19 protein-coding genes are annotated in these 22,958 nt (G+C 63.0%); 17 read left to right on the top strand and 2 right to left on the bottom strand.

Going from position 1 to position 22,958, the window contains the following annotated elements; genetic code table 11:
- Nucleotides 1-13 precede the first annotated feature (13 nt).
- From FP2506_RS08515 to FP2506_RS08435, 17 genes are all read left to right on the top strand, one after another.
- Nucleotides 14-1,051: a TRAP transporter substrate-binding protein gene (locus tag FP2506_RS08515; protein WP_007067039.1), complete on the top strand. Its 1,038-nt coding sequence runs from the start codon at nt 14-16 to the stop codon at nt 1,049-1,051.
- A gap of 210 nt (nt 1,052-1,261) precedes the next feature.
- Nucleotides 1,262-1,771, top strand: coding sequence for a TRAP transporter small permease (locus FP2506_RS08510; protein WP_007067038.1), 510 nt, complete (start codon nt 1,262-1,264; stop codon nt 1,769-1,771).
- Nucleotides 1,764-3,719 carry an aconitate hydratase gene (locus FP2506_RS08505; protein ID WP_187289034.1) on the top strand — a complete coding sequence of 652 codons (1,956 nt, stop codon included), beginning with the start codon at nt 1,764-1,766 and terminating at the stop codon, nt 3,717-3,719. Before FP2506_RS08510 ends, FP2506_RS08505 begins: the two co-directional genes overlap by 8 nt.
- Nucleotides 3,716-4,633: a hydroxymethylglutaryl-CoA lyase gene (locus tag FP2506_RS08500; protein WP_007067036.1), complete on the top strand. Its 918-nt coding sequence runs from the start codon at nt 3,716-3,718 to the stop codon at nt 4,631-4,633. The genes FP2506_RS08505 and FP2506_RS08500 overlap by 4 nt, the downstream gene beginning before the upstream one ends.
- Before the next feature lie 112 nt (nt 4,634-4,745).
- Nucleotides 4,746-5,696 carry a 2-dehydro-3-deoxygalactonokinase gene (locus FP2506_RS08495; protein WP_050765136.1) on the top strand — a complete coding sequence of 317 codons (951 nt, stop codon included), beginning with the start codon at nt 4,746-4,748 and terminating at the stop codon, nt 5,694-5,696.
- Between the two features lie 11 nt (nt 5,697-5,707).
- The gene (locus FP2506_RS08490; protein WP_007067034.1) at nt 5,708-6,313 is read left to right on the top strand and encodes a 2-dehydro-3-deoxy-6-phosphogalactonate aldolase; all 606 of its coding nucleotides are present in this window, start codon (nt 5,708-5,710) and stop codon (nt 6,311-6,313) included.
- Between the two features lie 101 nt (nt 6,314-6,414).
- A complete protein-coding gene (locus tag FP2506_RS08485) occupies nt 6,415-7,209 on the top strand; it encodes a FadR/GntR family transcriptional regulator (RefSeq protein WP_007067033.1) in 795 nt (264 codons plus the stop codon).
- Between the two features lie 25 nt (nt 7,210-7,234).
- On the top strand, nt 7,235-8,311 hold the full coding sequence (gene chvE / locus FP2506_RS08480; protein ID WP_007067032.1) for a multiple monosaccharide ABC transporter substrate-binding protein: 1,077 nt from the start codon (nt 7,235-7,237) through the stop codon (nt 8,309-8,311).
- A 95-nt stretch (nt 8,312-8,406) separates the two neighbouring features.
- Complete coding sequence (gene mmsA / locus FP2506_RS08475) at nt 8,407-9,942, top strand: multiple monosaccharide ABC transporter ATP-binding protein (protein WP_007067031.1); 1,536 nt, start codon at nt 8,407-8,409, stop codon at nt 9,940-9,942.
- Between the two features lie 50 nt (nt 9,943-9,992).
- Entirely contained in the window at nt 9,993-11,204 is a 1,212-nt protein-coding gene (mmsB, locus tag FP2506_RS08470) for a multiple monosaccharide ABC transporter permease (protein WP_007067030.1), read from the top strand.
- Complete coding sequence (locus tag FP2506_RS08465; RefSeq protein ID WP_007067029.1) at nt 11,201-12,136, top strand: Gfo/Idh/MocA family protein; 936 nt, start codon at nt 11,201-11,203, stop codon at nt 12,134-12,136. The genes mmsB and FP2506_RS08465 overlap by 4 nt, the downstream gene beginning before the upstream one ends.
- 87 nt (nt 12,137-12,223) lie before the next feature.
- A complete protein-coding gene (locus tag FP2506_RS08460; protein WP_007067028.1) occupies nt 12,224-14,029 on the top strand; it encodes an IlvD/Edd family dehydratase in 1,806 nt (601 codons plus the stop codon).
- A complete protein-coding gene (locus FP2506_RS08455; RefSeq protein ID WP_007067027.1) occupies nt 14,029-14,964 on the top strand; it encodes a dihydrodipicolinate synthase family protein in 936 nt (311 codons plus the stop codon). The genes FP2506_RS08460 and FP2506_RS08455 overlap by 1 nt, the downstream gene beginning before the upstream one ends.
- Before the next feature lie 67 nt (nt 14,965-15,031).
- Nucleotides 15,032-16,546, top strand: a complete 1,515-nt coding sequence (locus FP2506_RS08450) for an aldehyde dehydrogenase (NADP(+)) (RefSeq protein ID WP_007067026.1) — start codon at nt 15,032-15,034, stop codon at nt 16,544-16,546.
- Between the two features lie 145 nt (nt 16,547-16,691).
- A complete protein-coding gene (locus tag FP2506_RS08445; RefSeq protein ID WP_187289033.1) occupies nt 16,692-17,705 on the top strand; it encodes a TRAP transporter substrate-binding protein in 1,014 nt (337 codons plus the stop codon).
- A gap of 63 nt (nt 17,706-17,768) precedes the next feature.
- Nucleotides 17,769-18,371 (top strand): TRAP transporter small permease subunit, encoded by a 603-nt coding sequence (locus FP2506_RS08440; protein ID WP_148227515.1) that lies wholly within the window; start codon nt 17,769-17,771, stop codon nt 18,369-18,371.
- Nucleotides 18,364-19,680, top strand: a complete 1,317-nt coding sequence (locus tag FP2506_RS08435) for a TRAP transporter large permease (RefSeq protein ID WP_007067023.1) — start codon at nt 18,364-18,366, stop codon at nt 19,678-19,680. Before FP2506_RS08440 ends, FP2506_RS08435 begins: the two co-directional genes overlap by 8 nt.
- A gap of 21 nt (nt 19,681-19,701) precedes the next feature.
- Here FP2506_RS08435 and betA read toward each other — a convergent pair whose 3' ends face one another.
- Entirely contained in the window at nt 19,702-21,384 is a 1,683-nt protein-coding gene (gene betA, locus FP2506_RS08430; RefSeq protein WP_007067022.1) for a choline dehydrogenase, read from the bottom strand.
- A 3-nt stretch (nt 21,385-21,387) separates the two neighbouring features.
- On the bottom strand, nt 21,388-22,851 hold the full coding sequence (gene betB, locus FP2506_RS08425) for a betaine-aldehyde dehydrogenase (RefSeq protein ID WP_007067021.1): 1,464 nt from the start codon (nt 22,849-22,851) through the stop codon (nt 21,388-21,390).
- Between the last annotated feature and the right edge of the window lie 107 nt (nt 22,852-22,958).

Here is a 22,958-nt window from a genome sequence, read left to right as displayed (position 1 = left end):
GAGGAAAGACAAAATGAACATCAACAGACGTTCCGTTCTCGCGGGCACCGCAGCCCTTTCGGCTGGTGCCGCCTTCGGCCTTTCGAGCATTCCGGCTCGCGCCCAGACGACGCTGACCGGCGTGACCTATCTGCCGCCGTCCTACGCGGACCTCGCCTACGGCTCGCAGGGCTTCGTCGATTTCGTCAACGAGAACCATGGTGAGGCCGTCGCGATCGACTTTTACGATTCCGGTCGTCTCCTGTCGGCGGACGAACAGCTTCCGGCGCTACGCTCCGGCAATATCGACTTCATGTTCCACACGACGAGCTACATCACCCGCTCGCTTCCGATCCTCGGGATCACCGGCCTGCCGGGCGTCGTTGGTCCGCTCTATGAGAACCCGGACAGGCTGAAGCGCGGCTCGCCGCTGTTCGAACTCATCAACACCGAGCTTCAGAAGCAGGGACTGACCTGCCTCAGCCTTGGCGGCGGCATCATGGAGCCGGAATATATCTGGTCTGCCGGTGACCCCGGCATCCGCGATCTCGAAGCCATCGACGGCAAGAAGATCCGCGTCGTTTCCTTCGAGGCGACGAAGGCAATCGAGGATTTCGGCGGGGCAGCGGTGCGCATCCCGTCCTCCGAACTTTACCTTGCCCTGCAGCGCGGCACGGTGGACGCGGCGGTCGCGAACATCTCGACGATCAATGGACGCTCCATTCAGGAGCAGGTGGCGCAGGTCTACCGGGTTCCGGTCACCGCCTACGGCATCGGCATCTTCGTCCAGACCGATCGCTGGGAGGCGATGGATCAGGGCATCAAGGACGCGATGATGGCCGGCGTCGAATGGTTCGACGAGCACAGTGCCGAAGAGGCCAATGTCGAATATTACGAGAAGCAGTACTGGCCGGCCTTCAAGGAAGGCGGGCTCGAGGTTGTCGAGCCGGATCAGGCGGCACTGGATCGCTTCGCCGAGGTGAGCGTCGACGTGCGTGAAGCCTGGACGCAAGAAGTGGGCGAAGAGGTCGGCAACAAAGCCATCGCACTCGCCATGGGCGAAGAGGCTTAACACTCTACCGGACGCGGGCGCGCAACTGTCGTTTTCGCCCGCTTCCTATCCACGAACGTCATCCTCGGCCTCCGGGCCGAGGATCCAGTCGATCTCTCGGCTCACTTCGGCGCGTGACGCTTCGGAACACTCGTGGCGGAGCCCGAGAATGACGAAGCCGAGGGATTTGGCGGCTCATAAGAGAAACTTAATTCGCAGGACGCCAAACCCATGAAATCGGCCTTTTTCAAACCGATCGATGCGATCTCCTGGGTGCTTCAGGTGGGCGGCGTCATCGCGCTCGCCTTTATGGCGCTGACGGTCAGCTATGACGCTCTGATGCGCTACATCATCGCTGCGCCAACGTCGTGGAGCCTGGAGATCAACTCCTTCCTCGTCGTATACCTCGCGCTGATGACGGCTGCTGACGTCGAGCGCCGCGGCGAGCATATCGGCATCACTCTCCTACGCGACAATATGAGCCCGCGCGGCAAGCGTGTCTTGACGTTCATCGTAAGCATTGTCGGGATCTCACTTTGCGCAATACTCACCTGGCGCGGCTGGCTGATGACGCACGATGCCTGGATCTACAACGAGCGCGTCTCCTCCGCCTTCGGCACGCCGAACTGGATTCCCTACGCCATGCTGCCGATCGGGTTCACCATGCTCGGCCTCCAATTCTTCCTGAACCTCTTCAGGCCGCAGCGAGACAACCAGGATGGAGCCCCGGCCGTTGTCTGATAATCTCGCAACGAAGCTTCTGAAACGTCATCTCGTCTCGGGCGAACTGAAACCCGGCACCGAGATCGCGCTCAATATGGAGCAGGCACTCCTGCAGGACGTGCTCGGCACGCTGGTGATGCTGGAGCTCGAGGCCATGGGCGTCGAGCGCGTCGTCACCAATCCGTCCGTCCAGTACATCGACCACGGTCTCGTCCAGTCCGACGAAATTGCAGCAGACTCCCACCTCTTCCTGAAGAGCGCCTGCGAGCGCTTCGGCGTGATCTATTCCGGCCCCGGCAACGGCATCAGCCACCCCGTCCACATGGAGCGCTTCGGCGTGCCCGGCGCCTCGCTCATCGGCTCGGACAGCCATACCGTCGCGGCCGGTTCGCTCGGCATGCTGGCGATCGGGGCAGGGGGCGTCGAGGTGGCGCTCGCGATGGCCGGCGAGCCTTTCTACATTTCCTGCCCTAAGGTCTTCGGCGTCGAGCTGACCGGCAAGCTGCCGGACTGGGTCTCCGCCAAGGACGTCGTCCTCGAGATGCTGCGTCGGCACGGCACTTCGGGCGGCACGAACTGCATCATCGAATATTACGGCGACGGGCTGAAGCATCTCTCCGCCATGGATCGCCACGTCATCGCGAACATGGGCGCCGAGCTTGGCGCGACGACGAGCGTCTTCCCGAGCGACGAGGCCGTCGAGCGCTTCCTGAAAGCGCGTGGTCGCGGGGACGACTACAAGCCGTTCGCGCGGGACGAGGGCTGCACCTACGATCGGGAGGACAGGATCGACCTGTCGAGCCTTGTGCCGCTGATCGCAAAGCCCCAGAGCCCCGGCAATGTGGTGCCGGTTTCCGAGATCGCGGGCGAGCCCGTCTACCAGTCCTATATCGGGTCCTCGGCCAATCCGGGCTATCGCGACTTCGCGATGGTCGCCGAAATCGTCGCGGGGCAGCGGGCGGCAGAAGGTGTGTCCCTCGACATTAACCCGTCCTCTCGGCAGGCGCTTCAGACCCTCGTCTCGGAGGGCAAGCTTGGCTCGCTGATCGCTTCGGGCGCGCGGCTGCATCAGGCGGGCTGCAATGGCTGCATCGGCATGGGGCAGGCGCCGGCGACCGGCCGCAATTCCATCCGCACCGTGCCGCGCAATTTCCCCGGCCGGTCCGGTACGCGCGAAGATTCTGTTTTTCTCGCGAGCCCCGAGACCTGCGCGGCCTCGGCGCTGGCCGGTGTCATCACCGATCCGCGAACCCTCGACATGGCCTATCCGCAGGTCTCCGAGCCCGAAGAAATGCCGATGAACATCGCCGGCTTCGTCTTCCCCGACCGCAGCCAACGGCCCGAACTTTACCGCACGAAGCACACGCCCTCTTTGCCTGATTTCGACGCCTTTCCCGATCGCATCGAGGTACCGGTGCTTCTCTCGCTCGGCGACGACGTTTCGACCGACGATATCATCCCCGCTGGGCAGATTCTGCCGATCTGGTCAAACGTCTTCGCGACGGCCGACCACGCCTTCGAGCAAGTGGACGACACCTATGCGGAGCGCGCAAAGGCAGCTGAAGCCGGCCACGCCATCGTCGCGCGCAAGAACTACGGCCAGGGCTCCAGCCGCGAGAACGCCGCACTGGTGCCACGCATCATGGGGCTGCGCGTGGTAATCGCCGAGAGTTTCGCGCGCATCCACTGGCAGAACCTGTCGAGCTTCGGCGTCCTGCCACTCGTCTTCGACGGCGAGGCGCCGGTGCTGAAGACCGGCGACGTGATCTCCATCGACGATGTCCGCGACCAGATCGAGGCCGGGCCACAAGTGAAGGCGACCGTCCGGCGTGAGGACGGGTCGAGCGAAGAGCTGAACCTCCGCCACGATCTCACGCCGAGACAGGTCGAGATCATGGAATTGGGTGGCGTCATCAACTGGATCGCCAGGCGCCGCGACAACTCGATCGAAAAGGGCGCGGCATGAGCGAAGCCCAATCCGGCACCGTCACCCTCCTCGAAGTCGCCCCCCGCGACGGTTTCCAGTCGATCTCCGACCCGTTGCCGACGGGGGAGAAGATTTTGATCATCGAGGATCTGGTCGCGGCGGGCGTGACGCGTATGGAGCTCGGCTCCTTCGTTAGCCCGAAGGCGATCCCGCAGATGGGTGACATGAGGGAGATCGCCGCCCATTTCAAAGGCCGAAGCGGCTGCCGCATGTCGGTGCTCGTGCCGAACGCCAAAGGCGCGAGCCTCGCCCTGGAAGCTGGCTATCCGGACCTCGTCTTCGTGGTCTCGGTCTCCGCAGCGCACAACATGAACAATGTCCGCCAGACGGTGGCGCAGTCGCTCGATCAGCTCCGTGCCATCGTTTTCGAAGCAGGCGAAGAGGGCGCGGGCCTGCGCGTCGATCTCGCTACTTCCTTCGACTGCCCGTTCGACGGCACGGTGCCGCTCGACGACGTGCGCCGCGTCTTTGCCGAGGCGTTCTCCATCGCCCCAGGGGCCGAATTCGCGCTCTGCGACACGACGGGCCGGGCCGATCCGATTACGGTCGCCAAACGCTTCCAGACGGTGATGGCTGAGGCTCCCGACGACACAGTCTGGGCGTTTCACGGCCACGACACCTTCGGCATGGGCGTCGCCAACGCGCTCTACGCTTATAACGCCGGCGTCACGATCATCGAGGGCGCGGCGGCGGGCCTCGGCGGCTGTCCGTTCGCGCCCGGCGCGACCGGTAATACGGCGACCGAGGATCTCCACTTCGCCTTCGAACAGGGCGGCATCGCCACCGGCATCGACCGCGAAAAGCTTCTGAAGGCCGCCGACCGCATCGCCGGGCTGCCGGGCGGCAAAACGGCCAGCCACCTGCGCATCGTGCCTCGCGAACGCGCCGCCTGAGCTTCGAAGACGCACTGCGGCGTGCAAGTGCGGAACCGATCGTCTATGCCTCGAATCCGGTTCGCTCCTAATGAGCGGACGACGGATTTTCGGATACCTCTGAATGGTGGGCATGGCGGACGGACAATCGACAACAGGGGTATCGCCTGACAGTGCACCCACCGCGCGACCCGTATGGATCGCAGTCGACTGGGGAACAACGAATCTTCGCCTCTGGATGATGGAGAGCGACGATCAAGTCGTTGACCACCGCACCTCCGATCGCGGTATGGGTTCGCTGAAGCCGAACGAATTCGAGCCCGTTCTCATAGACCTTCTCGGCGATATTCTTCCCAAGGCCGACAAGCTGCCGGTTATCTGCTGTGGCATGGTCGGCGCGCGGCAGGGTTGGGTCGAAGCGCCCTATGCCGCCTGTCCCTGCGAGCCGTCCGCGACGGATCAGGCCGTGACATTCGAGGCTGCCGAAGGGCGCCTTGCGATTCATATCCTGCCAGGCGTCAAGCAGATCGCTCCGCCGGACGTAATGCGCGGCGAGGAGACCCAGATCGCAGGCCTTCTGGCCGAGGCACCGGGTTTCGAGGGCGCCGTCTGCCTGCCCGGCACCCATTCCAAGTGGGCGAAGATCGCGAACGGCCGGATCGAAACTTTCCGTACCTTCATGACTGGTGAGCTCTTCGCGCTCCTCTCGAACCAGTCCATCCTGCGCCACTCTCTCGGCGGCGACGGCTTCGACGAAGCCGCGTTCGCGCAAGCCGTGACGGATGCGCTCGAAGATCCTGCGGCCGTCACCGGCGAGTTCTTTGCGATCCGTGCCGCGACCCTTCTCAACGACCACGCGGCGGGGGCGGGAAGAGCCCGGCTCTCCGGCCTTCTCATCGGCGCAGAACTCGTCGCGGCGCATTCGTTCTGGCAGGAGAGTGAGACGGTCATCATCGGCGAAAGCGCTTTGGCCAAGGCCTATCGAGAAGCTTTGACCATCGCCGGAGCCGCCGTCCGCACCGTGCCCGGCGACGAACTCACTCTAGCCGGCCTTACCGCCGCCTATCGAAACCTGAAACGCTGAAGGCTCGACGGATGAACAGGGAAATCATCGCCATCCTGCGCGGCATAGGGCCGGACGAGGCCGAAGCCGTGTTCGACGTTCTCATCGAAGCCGGCATCTCCAGGATCGAGGTGCCATTGAATTCGCCGAAACCCTTCGAGAGCATCGCGAAGATGGTCCGGAAGGTCAGTGAGGATGCGATCGTCGGTGCCGGCACCGTTCTCGATGTCGAGGCGGTGGCCGAACTCTCGGCGATCGGCGCCAAGATGGTAGTCTCGCCGGATGTCTGTCCGGACGTAATCCGCGCGGCGAAGGCCGCCGGCATGCTGTCCTATCCGGGCGTCTTCACCGCGAGCGAATCGTTAGCGGCTCTCCGAGCGGGGGCGGATGGGCTGAAATTCTTTCCGGCGTTCAAGCTCGGCACGGACGGCTTCGCGGCGCTGTCGGCTGTCCTCCCGAAGGGTACGAAGGCCTATGCCGTTGGCGGCGTCGGACCCGCAGATTTCAAAGCTTGGTGCGATGTCGGGATCACGGGTTTCGGAATGGGAACAGGCATTTACAAACCCGGCATGAGCCCGTCGGACGTCGCCTCGCGAGCGAAGGAGATTGTCGCCGCCTATGATTCGGCGTTCTCCTAATCATCACATCAATAAGCGTACTATATTGTTCAAACCTCTTGAGCTGTCCGCCGAATTCTGCAATGGTATGATTATTGAAGTCGAGTGGGAGGCTCGTTTCGATGTCGAGCCCGGCTCGCAAGACAAGCAGGACGGCTGATCTCGCCAGCGAATATGGCAGGCGAATTACATCGGGCATTCTCAAGCCGGGTGACAACCTGCCGGTGGAGGCCCAGCTCGCGGCAGAATGGGGTGTGTCGCGTACCGTCGTCCGTGAGGCCATGCGGCTTCTGGCGGCCAAGGGCCTGCTCCGCGTCGGTCCAAAGGTTGGGACCCGCGTTCTTTCTTTCGACGAATGGAATATGCTCGATCCTGATGTCATGGCCTGGCATCTGCTGGCTGACGAGCGGCGCACCTTCGTCGATGCGCTCTACGAGATGCGGCTGATCAACGAGCCGGTTGCGGCCCGCATGGCGGCTGCCCGGATCGGCGCGACGGACAAGAAACGTTTGAGCGAAGCCCTCGAGGCGATGGGTCGCCACCCGCGCGGCTCGGACGAGCTGATCGCCGCAGATCTTGCCTTTCATCGGATCATTCTCGAAGCGACCGGCAACCCGATCCTCAGATCTCTCGGCGCGATGATCGAGAAGAGCCTGTCGATCTCGTTCTCGCTTTCCTGGCGGCAGAACCCGCAGGAGGAGACGCTTCAGCAACACAAACGCGTCTCCGATGCAATCATCGCCGGCGACGGCGAGGCGGCCGAGCTGTTCATGCGCCGCCTCATCGAAAGCGCCTTCGACGACGTGACCACCGCGCTCTACGCGGAAGACCAGAACCGTAAGGGTAGGCACGAAACGAAGCCGGACCGTAAGCGAGCCGGTGGGAAACCCGTATCCGCCCCGGTGGCGGGTACATGACTGTTCATCAAAGGGAGGTAATTCGATGAAGCTTTTGAAGACACTTGCAGTCGCCGCAGCCGCGGTCGGCATGCTTGCGGCGCAGCCGGCAACGACCTTCGCGCAGGACAAGGGCACGGTCGGCATCGCCATGCCGACGAAGTCCTCGGCTCGTTGGATCGACGACGGCAACAACATGGTCAAGCAGTTCGAGGAAGCCGGCTACGGCACCGATCTGCAGTATGCCGAGGACGACATTCCGAACCAGCTCTCGCAGGTCGAGAACATGATCACCAAGGGCGTCGGTGCGCTGGTGATCGCGGCGATCGACGGAACGACCCTGTCCAATGCGCTGGCCAACGCCGCCGCGTCTGGCATCCCGGTCATCGCCTATGACCGCCTGATCCGCGATTCCGGCGATGTCGACTACTACGCCACCTTCGACAACTTCCAGGTCGGCGTCCTTCAGGGCGAGTCGCTCGTATCGGGTCTCGAAGAGCGCTTCCCGGATGCGGAGACTTGGAACGTGGAGCTGTTCGGCGGTTCGCCGGACGACAACAACGCCTATTTCTTCTACGACGGTGCGATGAGCGTGCTCCAGCCGATGATAGACGAGGGCAAGATCACCATCCCGTCCGGCCAGATGGGCATGGACACGGTCGGCACCCTGCGCTGGGATGGCTCGGTTGCTCAGGCCCGCATGGATAATCTCCTATCGGCGAACTACACCGGCGACAATCAGGTCCACGGCGTTCTCTCGCCCTATGACGGCCTGTCGATCGGCATCATCTCCTCGGTGAAGGGCGTCGGCTACGGCTCGGACGATCTCACCATGCCGATCATCACCGGCCAGGACGCCGAAGTGCCCTCGGTCAAGGCGATCCAGCGCGGCGACCAGTATTCGACGATCTTCAAAGACACCCGCAAACTCGCGGAAGTCACCGTCTCCATGGTCGAGGCCGTGCTCAACGAGGGCGAGCCGGAGATCAATGACACCGAGACCTACGACAACGGCGTCAAGGTGGTCCCGTCCTACCTCCTGAAACCCGAGCTCGTGACCGAAGAGAACATCGAGTCGACCCTCATCGAGTCGGGATATTATACCGCGGACCAACTGAACTGATCATGCCGTGTCGTGGGCGGTGCCTTGCGGCGCCGCCCCTTCGCAGATGATCGGATAATCGATTTTTCTCGTATCAGCGGCGAGCCAGACGACCCATGCAGCCCATTCTCGAAATGCGGGGCATCACCAAGACCTTTCCCGGCGTGAAGGCGCTCGACGACGTGAATCTGCGCGTCGCCGAGGGCGAGATCCACGCGCTTTGCGGTGAGAACGGCGCCGGAAAATCGACCCTGATGAAGGTGCTGTCAGGCATTTATCCGCATGGCTCCTACGAGGGCGCGATCAGCTTTCGCGGAGAAGAATGCAAGTTTTCCGGCATCCGCGACTCGGAAAACCTCGGCATCATCATCATCCACCAGGAGCTCGCGTTGATACCGCTCCTGTCGATCGCCGAGAACATCTTTCTCGGCAACGAGCGCGCTTCCAAGGGCATCATCGATTGGAAGCAGACCTTTGAGCGCACCGGCGAACTCCTGAAACGCGTCGGCCTGAAGGAAAGTCCGCAGGAACTCGTCACGAATCTGGGCCTCGGCAAGCAGCAGCTGGTCGAGATCGCCAAGGCGCTGTCGAAGGAGGTGAAACTTCTTATCCTCGACGAGCCGACCTCCTCGCTCAACGAGAAAGACTCCCAGGCGCTGCTCGACCTGCTGCTCGAATTCAAGCAGCGCGGCATCGCCTCGATCATGATCTCGCACAAGCTCAACGAGATCGCGAAGATCGCCGACTCGATCACGGTCCTCCGCGACGGCGCGGCGGTCTCGACGCTCGATTGCTCGGGCGGCAACGTTTCGGAAGACGACATCATCCGCGACATGGTGGGGCGCTCCCTCGAAGACCGCTATCCGCCGCGCGAGCCGAAGATCGGCGAGACGATCTTCGAGGTGAAGAACTGGACGGCCACGCACCCGCAGCATTCCAGCCGCACCGTGGTGAAGGACGTTTCCTTCAAGGCCCGGGCCGGCGAGGTTGTCGGCATTGCCGGGCTTATGGGGGCAGGTCGTACCGAGCTCGCCATGAGTCTCTTCGGTCGCTCTTACGGCCATTACGTCTCCGGTGAAGTGCTGCTTCACGGCAAGCCGGTCGACACCTCCACCGTCGGTCGGGCGATCGATGCCGGCATCTGCTACGTCACCGAGGACCGCAAGCTTTACGGCCTCGTCCTCGACGAGACCATCCGGCGGAACGTGCCGCTCGCCAATCTGCCGGGCATCGCGAACGGCGGCATCGTCGTCAGCGACCGCAAGGAGGCGAAGGTCGCCAACGACTATCGCGACCGGCTGCGCATCAAGTCGTCCTCGATCGCCCAGGAGGCGGTGAACCTCTCCGGCGGCAACCAGCAGAAGGTCGTGCTGGCGAAATGGCTCTTCGCCGGGCCGGAGGTGCTGATCCTCGACGAGCCGACACGCGGCATCGACGTCGGGGCGAAATACGAAATCTATTCGATCATCGGAGAGCTCGCCGCTCAGGGCAAGGCGGTGATCGTCATCTCGTCGGAAATGCCCGAACTCCTCGGCATATCCGACCGCATCTACGTGATGAACGAAGGACGCTTCGTCGGCGAGATGCCGACTGCGGAAGCATCTCAGGAAAAGATCATGGCGGCCATCATCCGGTCGTCGGGCAAGGCGTAGGGGGCAGGGCAGGAACTGCCTATGCCGGCTGGCATCCCAAGGGAGGAACCATGTCGCAGCAAGCAACGACCGACACCGCCGTTGGCTCAGAGACGGAAAGCGCCAGCCACTGGTCCTTCCTGCGCAGGCACATGCGCGAATACGGCATTCTCATCGCGCTCGTCGTCATTATGGCCTTCTTCCAGATCGCCACCGACGGCATTCTGATGAAGCCGATCAACCTGACCAATCTGGTGCTCCAGAACAGCTACATCGTCATTATGGCGCTCGGCATGCTGCTGGTCATCGTGTCGGGCCATATCGATCTCTCGGTGGGTTCGGTGCTTGGCTTCGTCGGCGCGCTCGCCGCGGTGATGATCGTGCAGTGGGACATGAACTTCCTCGTCGCGAGCATCATCTGCCTGGCCGTCGGCGGTCTCATCGGCGCGGCGCAGGGCTATTGGGTGGCCTATTGGAAGATCCCAAGCTTCATCGTTACGCTCGCAGGCATGCTCGTCTTCAAGGGGCTGACCCTCTGGCTGCTGGCCGGCCAGTCGGTCGGTCCGTTCCCTGGCGGTTTCCAGCTTCTTGCCTCGGGCTTCCTGCCGGACGTCATCGATGTGCGCGGCTTCCACCTGGTTTCATTCGTCCTCGGGGCGGGGGTCGCCGCCTTCATCCTGGGGCTCGCCCTCAAGCATCGCTTCTCGACGCGCGGCAGCGGCCATAGCGACGAGCCCTTTAGCTTCTTCATGGCGAAGAACGTGCTGATCGCCGTCGCAATTCTCTATCTCACCTGGTTGCTCTCGAGCTTCCGCGGGTTCCCGAACGTCCTCATTGTGATGGCGGTGCTGATTGCGGCCTATTCCTTCGTCACCTCGCGCACGACCATCGGCCGCCGCATCTATGCGATCGGCGGCAACGAGAAGGCGGCGAAGCTCTCCGGCATCAACACCGAGCGCCTGACCTTCCTTACCTTTGCCAATATGGGCATGCTGGCGGCGCTCGCCGGCCTCGTCTTTGCAGCACGCCTCAATACCGCGACCCCGAAGGCGGGGCTTGCCTTCGAGCTCGACGTCATCGCGGCCGTCTTCATCGGCGGCGCGTCCATGGCGGGCGGTGTCGGCACCATTGTCGGTGCGGTCATCGGGGCGTTCATCATGGGCGTGATGAACAACGGCATGTCGATCCTCGGCATCGGCATCGACTATCAGCAGGTGATCAAGGGCCTCGTCCTTCTGCTCGCCGTGATCTTCGACGTCGTGAACCGCTCGCGCGCATCATGAGCGGCATTCGTCTCGGCCTCGTCGGCGTTGGCAAGATCGCGCGGGACCAGCATTTCCCGTCGATCGAGGCGACCGACGGGATCGCGCTCGCCGCCGCCGCCAGTCGTTCGGCTTCGGTGGATGGCATCGCCAACTTTACATCCCTGACAGAGATGCTGAGCGGCACGGAGATCGACGCCGTCGGACTCTGCACGCCGCCGCAGGTTCGCTATGCGCTGGCGCTCGAAGCTCTGAAGGCCGGCAGGCACGTCCTCCTCGAAAAGCCGCCCGGCGCGACGCTGAGCGAGGTCGAAGACCTTGTGGAAGTCGCGCGCGAGAAAGGTGTCACGCTTTTCGCCACCTGGCATTCCCGCTTCGCGCCGGCTGTCGAGCCTGCATGGGATTGGCTTGCGAAGCGCTCCGTCCGCCGCGCGGTCATCACCTGGAAGGAGGACGTCCGCCGCTGGCATCCCGGGCAGGAATGGATCTGGGAGCCGGGCGGGCTCGGCGTCTTTGACCCAGGCATCAACGCGCTCTCGATCGCGACGCACATCTTGCCGACGACATTCTTTCTCACCGGCTCGACGCTCTCTTTCCCAGAGAACCGGCAGGCCCCGATCGCGGCGAAGCTCGCCTTCACCGATGCGAACGGCCTCGACCTCACCGCCGATTTCGACTGGCGGCAGGAGGGTCCGCAGACCTGGGACATTGTCGTCGAGACGGAGGACGGTGGCTCTCTGGAACTCTCCGAAGGCGGCAAGAAGCTCACGCTCGACGGCAAGCCCGTCATTGACGAACCGGATGCCGAATATCGTGGCATCTACCGGCATTTCGTCGATCTTGTCGGCTCAGGCACCAGCGATGTCGATATCGCGCCGCTGCGTCATGTGGCGGACGCCTTCATGCTAGGGCGTCGCGAAACCGTGGACGCGTTCCACGAAGAACCCATCTAGGCCCGGTGCGTCTGCCGAGCCACGCATTTATCGGAGGGCACGCCGCCAGAACCGGCCGCCTCCGGCCAACATCGAGAAGGGACCTCCATGTCCGACCGTCCGAACTCTTCCGACAAAAAGCTGCGCTCGCGCGCCTGGTTCGACAATCCCGACAATCCGGACATGACGGCGCTCTATCTCGAGCGCTATCTGAACTACGGGATCAGCCAGGACGAACTGCAGTCCGGCAAGCCGATCATCGGCATCGCGCAGACCGGCTCCGACCTCTCGCCCTGCAACCGGCACCATATGGAGCTTGCCAAGCGCGTCCGCGACGGCGTCCGTGAAGCCGGCGGCATTCCGCTGGAATTCCCCGTCCATCCGATCCAGGAGACCGGCAAGCGCCCGACGGCGTCGCTCGACCGCAATCTTGCCTATCTCGGCCTCGTCGAACTCCTCTACGGCTATCCGCTCGACGGCGTCGTCCTCACGATCGGCTGCGACAAGACCACGCCCGCCTGCCTGATGGCAGCTGCCACCGTGAACATCCCCGCGATCGCGCTCTCGGTCGGTCCGATGTTGAACGGCTGGTTCCGGGGCGAGCGCACCGGGTCCGGCACCATCGTCTGGAAGGCGCGTGAGATGATGGCCGCCGGCGAGATCGATTATGCCGGCTTCATCAAGCTCGTCGCTTCCTCGGCACCCTCGACCGGCTATTGCAATACCATGGGCACGGCGACGACCATGAACTCGCTAGCCGAAGCCCTCGGCATGCAGTTGCCCGGCTCGGCGGCGATTCCCGCGCCCTATCGCGACCGGCAGGAGGTCGCCTGGCGCACCGGTCTGCGCATCGTCGACATGGTCCACGAGGATCTGAAGCCGACCGACATCATGACGCGCAAGGCGTTCGAGAACGCCATCCGCGTCAATTCCGCGATCGGCGGCTCCACCAATGCGCCGATCCACCTCAACGCTATTGCCCGCCATCTCGGCGTAGAGCTCTCGATCGACGACTGGCAGGAACTGGGCGAGGACATCCCGCTGCTGGTGAACCTACAACCTGCTGGAGAATATCTCGGCGAGGACTACTATCATGCCGGCGGCGTTCCCGCCGTCGTCAACCAGCTGATGGGCCAGGGTCTCATCCACGAGGACGCTGTCACCGCCAACGGCAAGACGATCGGCGAGAACTGCGGGAATGCCGAGATCGAGGACGACAAGGTCATCAAGACCTTCGACAATCCGATGCGCCCGCGCGCCGGGTTCCGGGTGCTGAAAGGCAACCTCTTCTCCTCGGCGATCATGAAGCTCTCGGTGATCTCGGACGAGTTCCGGATGCGCTATCTCCAAAACCCGGACGACCCGATGGCCTTCGAAGGCAAGGCGGTCGTCTTCGATGGACCGGAGGACTACCACCACCGCATCGATGACCCATCTCTCGCGATCGACGAGAACTCCATTCTCTTCATGCGCGGCGCCGGGCCAATCGGCTATCCCGGCGCGGCGGAAGTCGTGAACATGCGAGCACCGGACTACCTCATCAAGAAGGGCGTGAAGTCACTTGCCTGCGTCGGGGACGGCCGCCAGTCCGGCACCTCCGGCTCGCCCTCCATACTCAACGCTTCGCCAGAGGCGGCCGCCGGCGGCGGGCTCGCCGTCCTGAAGACCGGCGACAAGGTGCGGATCGATCTCGGCAAGGGTACCGCCGATATCCTGATTTCGAAGGAGGAGCTCGACGAACGCCACGCCGCGCTGGAGGCAGCGGGCGGTTATCCCTATCCGGATCATCAGACGCCCTGGCAGGAAATCCAGCGTGGCCTCGTCGGTCAGATGGAGAGCGGGATGTGCCTTGAAATGGCGACCAGCTATCGGGCGGTCGCCCAGAGCAAGGGGCTCCCCCGGGACAATCATTGATGACATTCTCGATTTCCGCCGTCCGCCCGTTTCGCGGCGTCTATCCGGTCGCGCCGACAATCTTCCACGAAAACGGCACCCCCGATCCGGAGGGTCAGAAGCGTGCGCTCGACTTCATGATCGATGCCGGCTCGACCGGCATCTGCATCCTCGCGAACTTCTCCGAACAGTTCCTCCTGTCCGACGCCGAGCGCGACGAGCAGGTGGTGCTTTCGATGGAGCACGTCGCCGGCCGTGTGCCGGTCATCGTCACGGTCAGCCATTTCTCGACCGACGTCACCATCGCCCGAGCGAAGGCCGCGGAGGCAGCGGGTGCGGCGATGGTCATGGTCATGCCGCCCTATCACGGGGCGACCATGCGTGTCGGGGAAGGCCAGATCCTCGCCTTCTTCCGGGCGCTGTCGGACGCGATCTCGATCCCGATCATGATCCAGGACGCGCCGATCTCGGGCACGCCCTTGCCGCCACCGCTGTTGGCGCGCATGGCGAACGAGATCGAGAACGTCGCCTATTTCAAGATCGAGACGGCGGGCGCAGCTTCGAAGCTGCGCGAACTGATCTCGCTCGGCGGCGAAGCGATCGAAGGCCCTTGGGACGGGGAGGAAGCGATCACCCTGATGCCCGATCTCGATGCCGGCGCGACGGGCGCAATGACCGGCGCCGGATATCCCGACGGAATTCGCCAGATCCTAGATCCTTTCTTCGACGGCAATCGCAAACAGGCGATGGACGCCTATGCGCGCTGGTTACCGCTGATCAATTACGAGAATCGCCAAACGAGCTTCGCAACCGCCAAGATCCTCATGAAAGAGGGCGGCGTCATCGCGAGCGACGCGGTGCGCCGACCGATCATGCCGGCCCATCCTGAAACGCGCGCCGGTCTTATCGAACTGGCACGGAGCCTCGACCCCATGGTGCTTCGCTGGGGCCGGTGACGGCTCGACGAGCGTTGCACGAAGGCGGGCGAACGCCCGCAGACACGAGACAGAACTGGACATATCCATGACCCTCGACCTGACAGGCAAGCATCTCATCGCCGGCGAATGGGTCGGCGCCGATCAGACCTTCAAGTCCCAGCCCCTCTCGGCCGAGCCGCGGACATTCTCTGCCGGGACGCCCGACCTCGTGGATCGGGCGGCAGAAGCGGCCGAGGACGCCTTCTGGACCTATGCCTATTCCTCGCGCGAGACCCGAGCGGCTTTCCTCGAGGCAATCGCCGAGGAGATCGAAAAGCGCGGCGATGCGATCACCGAGATTGGCACCGAAGAATCAGGCCTGCCCGCCGGTCGCCTCCAGGGCGAGCGCGGTCGCACCACCGGCCAGCTGAAGCTCTTCGCCAAGCATATCCGCGAAGGCGCCTATCTCGATCGGCGCACCGACCCGGCAATGCCCGACCGTCCGGCCGGGCCGCGTCCCGAACTGAAGATGATCCAGCGCCCGATTGGCCCCGTCGCCGTCTTCGGCGCCTCGAACTTCCCGCTCGCCTTCTCCACTGCTGGCGGCGATACGGCGGCCGCCCTCGCTGCCGGTTGCCCGGTCGTCGTCAAGGGCCATGAGGCCCATCCGGGAACGGGAGAGATCGTCGCCCAGGCGATCCATGCCGCAATCGAGGCCTGCGGCATCCATCCGGGCGTTTTCTCGCTGGTGCAGGGCGGCAGCCGCGCGGTCGGCGAGCGTCTCGTGACCCATCCGCTGATCAAGGCGGTCGGCTTTACCGGTTCCCTCGGCGCGGGCCGCGCGCTCTACGATCTTTGCGCCCAGCGGCCCGAACCGATTCCGTTCTTCGGCGAACTCGGTTCGGTCAACCCGGTCTTCGCGATGCCCGAGGCACTGAAGGCGCGCGGCGAAGCGATCGGCACGGCCTGGGTCGGCTCGCTCACCATGGGGGCAGGGCAGTTCTGCACCAATCCCGGCCTCGTCTTCGTCAAGGACGGTCCGGAGGCCGATAATTTCGTGTCTGCGGCGGTCGACGCGGCGAAGGGTGGCGACGAGCAGGTCATGCTCACCGACGGCATCGCGGCCGCCTATCGCTCTGGAGCCGAGAAGGTCTCTCAGACCGAGGGGGTGAAGGCGCTGGTTGGTGAAGCCAATGCCAGCCGTCACGCGTCGCCATACATCCTCGAGACCACGGGCAAGGTGTTCGAAGCGAATGAGGCCTTGGCGGAAGAAGTCTTCGGCCCGCTCGGCATTGTCGTTCGGGTCGAGGACGATACCGAAATGGAGCGGATTGCGCGCAAGCTGCACGGGCAACTCACTGTGACACTGCAGATGGACGACGGCGATGCCCCGGCTGTCGGAAAGCTCGTGCCGATCCTCGAGCGCAAGGCCGGCCGTCTTCTTGCAAACGGTTTCCCGACAGGCGTCGAGGTGGCCGATGCCATGGTCCACGGCGGACCCTATCCGGCCTCCACGAATTTCGGCGCGACATCGGTTGGCACGCTCGCTATCCGGCGCTTCCTGCGCCCGGTCTGCTACCAGAACATGCCTGATTCTGTTCTCAATCCAGACTTGCAGTAGTCGAATCGAAGCGTCTTTGACAAACTGTCGCGGGTCCTACATTCGTTTAAACCCGGGGAAGAGACGCCGAGATAGCGACATGAATCCAAGGCGTTCCGCGTCGAACGACACGGAGCGCCAAGCAATCCAAGAAGGAGGAAACCTGATGCTGAAACGTTTCGCAATTGCTATTGCAACCGTGAGTTCACTTACGGCTGCATCCTATGCTCAGGAAAGCTACGATCTAAAGTTCCAGTCGAGCGACAATTCCGGCACGGCTGCCTTTGAGGTTCAGAGCGCCTGGACCGATCACCTTCGGGAAATGTCCGATGGCCGCATCAACGTCGAGATGCTGCCGGCCGGTTCGATCGTCGAATATAACGAGACGCTCGACGCGGTCGGTGCAGGAATCCTCAGCGGTCATATCACGGACTCCTCATACTTCACCGGCAAGGATCCGGCCTTTGCGCTAATCGGGAACCCGGTCGGTGCCTACTCTTCCCCGGAAGAACTGCGAGCATTCTTTGATCGTGGCGGTGGAGCCGAGCTCTATAACGAGATTCTCGAGCCCTATGGCGTCCATTTTGTCGGAGCAGCAGCCCAGACAGCTGAGGCTATTCCCTCGAAGATCGCGATCACAAGCGTCGAGGATCTCAAGGGCGTGAAGATGCGTGCTCCCGAGGGCATGGTTCAGTCCGCATTTGCTGCCGCAGGCGCTTCGCCGGTGAACCTGCCTCAGTCGGAAGTGTTCACGGCCCTCGACAAGGGCGTCATCAGTGCCGCCGATGCGACGACGCTCGCGACGAATGACTCGATGGGCCTGCACGACGTCGCGAAAAACCCGATCTGGCCCGGGTTCCACTCGCTGCCGCTGAACGAGGTCTCGATCAACAAGAGCACTTGGGACTCGATGTCTGAAGAGGATCGGAAGATCTTGACAGACTCCGTCACCTGGTATGCGGACGAACTCGCTGAGCGTATCAAGGCGCGTGACCAGGAGGTTGCCGACAAGCTTTCTCAGACCGAAGGCGTCACGGTCCACAGCTGGTCTGAAGAAGAGAAGAAGAAGTTCCGTCAGATTGCTCAAGACCAGTGGGCGGAATACGCTGGTCGGTCCGAAGGCGCTCAGAAAGTCTTCGACACGATGACCGAGTTCCTCAAGAGTGAAGGCAAACTCTAAAGCCTGATCTTCGCTGCCGTCCGGGCCTCTCGCCCGGACGGTGGTCACTCGGGAGGACAAGTGATGGCCGAAAATTCCACTCAACCCGAAGACGGCGTTCGCCAAGAGCAGAAAGACATTCCGCAGGATGCGCTTTCGGCTGTATTGACGCCGATCGGCTGGTTCTTCGCGATACTCTTCCTTTTCGTGACGGCTTTTACGCTCTACGAGGTCGTGATGCGGTACGCTTTCAACGCGCCGACCTTTTGGGTTCATGAAACGACCACCGCAATGACCGCGCTCTGCTTTGCATTCGGCGGGGCCTACTGTCTCGGAACGGACCGGCACATTCGTGTCGTCCTGATCTACGAGGCGGTCAGTCCGGCCTACAGGCGCATCCTCGACATATGTATATCGGTTGTTGGAATGGCCGCATGCGCGCTGATGGCCTGGGCAGCCTACAGTCTGGCTCAGAAGGCGTTCTTCACGCCCAGCGGCGGCTTCCGGATCGAAACCAGCGGAAGTGCCTGGAACCCACCGACGCCAGCAATCGTCAAGGCATTCCTGTTCATCACCCTCTGCCTCATGACAGTGCAGTTCGCTCTTCAGGCGATCCGCCATTTCAGGCGCAAGCCTTCTGAACAGATACATCACGGTGGCTCCGAGCACGGAGCCCTTGATGTTTGATCTCTCAGCTCTGGGGATCGGCGGCGGCAGCATCGCAATGTTTGCCATGCTGCTGGCGCTCCTCGTCACAGGCATGCCCCTTGCCTTCGTCACGATACTTGTCGCGCTGATCTTCGCCCTCGGCTGGTTCGGGCCGATGGCGGTGCCGATTGTCACCACACGCATTTACTCGTTCATCACGCAGTACGTTTTTCTCTCGGTACCGATGTTCGTCCTCATGGCGTCGGTTCTCGACCGATCCGGGATCGCGAAAGACCTCTTCGACGCCATGAAGCTGATCGCCGGACGGGTTCGCGGCGGTGTCGGCGTTCAGACGCTCGTGGTCTCGGTGATCCTTGCGGCGATGTCGGGTATCATCGGCGGCGAGATCGTGCTTCTCGGCCTTCTCGCGCTCCCGCAGATGCTGCGTCTCGGTTACGATAAGCACCTCGCGATCGGGATCGTCTGCGCCGGCGGTGCGCTGGGCACGATGATACCGCCTTCGATCGTGCTCATCATTTACGGCCTTTCGGCAAACGTTTCGATCGGCGAGCTTTTCACCGCGTCCTTCGTTCCTGGCGCGATGCTGGCTGCGATGTATGCCGTCTATGTTCTCATCCGGGGTTATCTGAACCCGAGCATTGCTCCGGTCCCGCCTCAGGAGGAAAAGGTCCCGCTCTCGGAGAAGCTCGCACTCCTCAAGGGGCTGATTCTTCCGCTTATCGTCGTCGTGTTCGTGCTCGGTTCGATCTACGCGGGCATCGCTTCGGTCACTGAGGCTTCGGCGATCGGCGTCTTTGGCGTCGTGCTGTCGACGATCCTGCGCGGCGAGTTCACGATGAAGCTGCTGGTCGACAGTGCGCTTCAGACGCTCCGGACCTGCGGAATGATCGTCTGGATCGGTGTCGGCGCCACCGCACTCATCGGCGTTTACAATCTGATGGGCGGTATCGAGTTCATCGAAGGCCTCCTCACCGGGGTTTCCGAAGAGCCGATCGTCGTCCTCCTCGTCATGATGGTGATCCTCGCCATTCTCGGCATGTTCCTGGACTGGGTGGGCATCGCGCTTCTTGCCATTCCCATCTTCGCGCCGATCGTCGACTCGCTCGGCTACGACCTGATCTGGTTCGGCGTCCTCTTCTCGCTCAACATGCAGATCTCGTTCCTCTCGCCGCCCTTCGGCCCGGCCGCCTTCTATCTGAAGAGCGTCGCGCCGCCGGACATTTCCCTCGGTACGATCTTCCGCTCTCTGCTTCCGTTCATCGGGCTTCAGGCGCTGGCGCTCGGCCTCGTCATCGCGTTCCCGAGCATCGCGCTCTGGTATCGGTAAGCGAAAAGCTTTGACCTCCGATCAGCGATCGGAGGTCTTCCATCGCGGATTGATCCAGGGTTCGGCCTCGTCGCGCGGAAGCGTCTTGCCGAGAATGTGGTCGGAGGCCTTCTCTCCGACCATGATCGACGGCGCGTTGAGATTGCCGTTGGTGATCCGCGGGAAAATCGAGGAATCGGCGACCCTGAGCCCGTCGACGCCGATCACCCGGCACTCGGGATCGACCACCGCGTTCCGGTCCTCCGCATCGCCCATCCGGCAGGTGCCGCAGGGGTGATAGGCGCTCTCGGCCTCCTCACGAATGAAATCGTCGATCGCCTCGTCCGATTGTGCGGCATCGCCAGGCTGGATCTCTTTGCCGCGATAGGCGTCGAAGGCCTTCTGAGCGAAGATCTCCCGCGTCAGGCGCACGCAGCGGCGGAAGTCGATCCAGTCCTCTTCGGTCGACATGTAATTGAAGACGATCTTCGGGGGCTCCATCGGATCCGACGAGCGCAACGAAATGCTGCCCCTCGAAGGGGAACGCATCGGCCCGACATGGGCCTGGAAGCCATGCCCCTCGGCCGCCGCCTTGCCATCGTAGCGAACGGCGATCGGCAGGAAGTGGTACTGGATGTCGGGATATTCGACACCCGCCTGGCTGCGGAGGAACGCTGCACTCTCGAACTGGTTCGAAGCGCCGAGCCCGGTCTTCGTGAGTAGCCATCGCGCGCCCGAAAAGCCTTTTCCAAAGAGGTTCCAGTGCTTGTAGAGCGTGATCGGCTGGGTGCAGGCCTGCTGAATATAGACCTCCAGATGGTCCTGTAGATTGCCGCCGACACCGGGCCGGTCCGCAACGACCTCGATCCCGTGTTCGGCAAGATGCGCCGCCGGTCCGATACCGGAGAGCATGAGCAACTTGGGCGAGTTGATCGATGAGGCCGCGATGATCACCTCGCGGTTCGCCTTCACGAGATGAGCATTTCGCCCCTTCGTGACCTCGACGCCCGTTGCCCGACCGTTCTCGATGGCGATCCGGTTGGCGAAGGCGTGGATGAGACGCACATTGCTGCGTTTCAGGGCAGGGCGGAGATAGGCATTGGCGGTCGACCAGCGCCGACCCCGCCACACCGTCTGCTCCATCGGGCCGAAGCCCTCCTGCTTTTCACCGTTGTAGTCAGCCGTCGCCTCGAACCCGGCCTGGGTTCCAGCCTCGACGAAGGCGTGGAACAGAGGATTGACGCGCGGGCCGCGGCTGACATGGAGCGGGCCGTCCTTGCCGCGCCACTTCGGATCACCGCCATGGCCGCCTTCGTGCCAATGCTCCATCCGCTTGTAGAAAGGAAGCACGTCCGCGAAGCCCCAGCCCTTCGCACCACTCTCCTCCCAATGGTCGAAATCCCTCGCGTGCCCGCGCACATAGACCATGCCATTGATCGAGGACGAACCGCCAATCACCTTCCCGCGCGGCGTTGCCAGACGGCGTCCGCCGAGATGCGGTTCGGGCTCCGAGACGAAGCCCCAATCGTAGCGCTTCATGTTCATCGGATAGGAGAGGGCAGCGGGCATCTGGATGAACGGCCCCATGTCGGTACCGCCGAATTCAAGGACGATCACCGAATGTTTGCCGTTCTCCGACAGACGGTAGGCGAGCGCTGAACCCGCCGAACCCGAACCGACGACGACGTAATCGGCCTCGGCTAAAATGTTTAGACTTGTGCTCATCGCTCAGTACGGGCTCTCGACAGGGCCCATGCCCACATGGACGGTCTTCAGTTGCGAGTAGAACTCGACGGCGGCCTTGCCGTTCTCGCGGCCGAGACCCGATTTCTTGACCCCGCCGAAGGGAACTTCGACCGGCGTGAGGTTGTAGGCGTTGATCCAGCAGATGCCGGCCTGAAGCTTCTTCGCCACGCGGTGGCCGCGCGTCAGGTCGCTGGTGAAGACACCGGCGGCGAGGCCGAAGGGCGTCTGGTTGGCGCGTGAGAGTGCCTCCTCTTCGGTCTCGAACGGGAAGACCGACATGACCGGCCCGAAGATTTCCTCTTTCGCGATGGTCATCTCGTCCGTGACGTCGGCATAGACTGTGGGCTCGATATAGGCACCCTCGGCGAACGCAGGGCCCTCCGGCACGCCTCCGCCAATGACGAGCCGCGCGCCTTCTTCGCCAGCTTTCTTCAGGTAGCCCTGCACCTTTTGAAGCTGTGCGAACGAAACCATCGGGCCGAGCTGCGTGTCCGGATCGAGCGGATCTCCCAGCTTGATCGTCCTGGTGCGCTCGGCGAGCCGATCGAGGAATTTTTCGTAGATGCCGCGCTGGACGAAAACGCGCGTGCCGTTCGAGCAGATCTGGCCGGTGGAATAGAAGTTGCCGAGCATCGCGCCGGAGATCGCGTTTTCAAGGCTCGCATCGTCGAAGACGAGGATCGGCGACTTGCCGCCGAGCTCCATCGTCACGTGCCGCATGCCTTCGGCGGCCGCCGCGTAAACCTTCGGTCCCGTCTCGACCGAACCGGTCAGCGAGACCTTGGCGCAGAGCTCGTGGCCGGTCAGCGCCGCTCCGACCTTGCCGAAGCCCTGAACGACGTTGAGGAGCCCTGCCGGCGCGCCGGCCTCGTGCATGATCTCGGCAACCTTCAGGGCGCAGAGTGGCGTCAGTTCCGATGGTTTGAAGACCATGGCGTTGCCGCATGCGAGAGCCGGCGCGGCCTTCCAACAGGCGATCTGGGTCGGATAGTTCCACGCGCCGATGCCGACGCAGACGCCGAGTGGCTCGCGGATCGTATAGGCGAAATCGGCGCCGAGCGGCACGCTTTCACCTGACAGCGTCGCGGCGATCGAGGCGAACCATTCAAGCGCATCGGCGCCGGAGGTGGCGTCGGCGACGATCGTCTCCTGGATCGGCTTGCCGGTGTCAAGCGTCTCGAGCTCCGACAGCGCCTGGTTGCGCTCGCGGATGATGTCGGCTGCCCGGCGCAGGACGCGCGAGCGCTGGACCGGCGTCCACTCCGCCCATTCCCCCTGCGCCTTCGCGGCCGAGGTCATCGCCTTTTCAATGATCGCGGGCGTTGCGGCGTGCAGCGTCGCGATCGTCTCGCCGGTCGCCGAATAGACGCAATCGAACGCTTCGCTGTTCTTGTCCTCGACATATGCGCCATCGATGAAATGGCTGGCTTTGGGCTGGGCTCTCATGGCTTTGCCTCCAAGCCTTTGACATACAAAATCGGCTGTTGTGGGAATGCCGGAAGCCCGTCCCGTCCCGAACCGTTCGAACGGAATTCTTGCTTCGCCCGCATTGT

Source organism: Fulvimarina pelagi HTCC2506 (genome assembly GCF_000153705.1).
In the GTDB taxonomy this organism is placed as follows: domain Bacteria; phylum Pseudomonadota; class Alphaproteobacteria; order Rhizobiales; family Rhizobiaceae; genus Fulvimarina; species Fulvimarina pelagi.
Note: the sequence above shows the minus strand (reverse complement) of the source record. Positions and strands in the feature narration are given on the sequence as shown.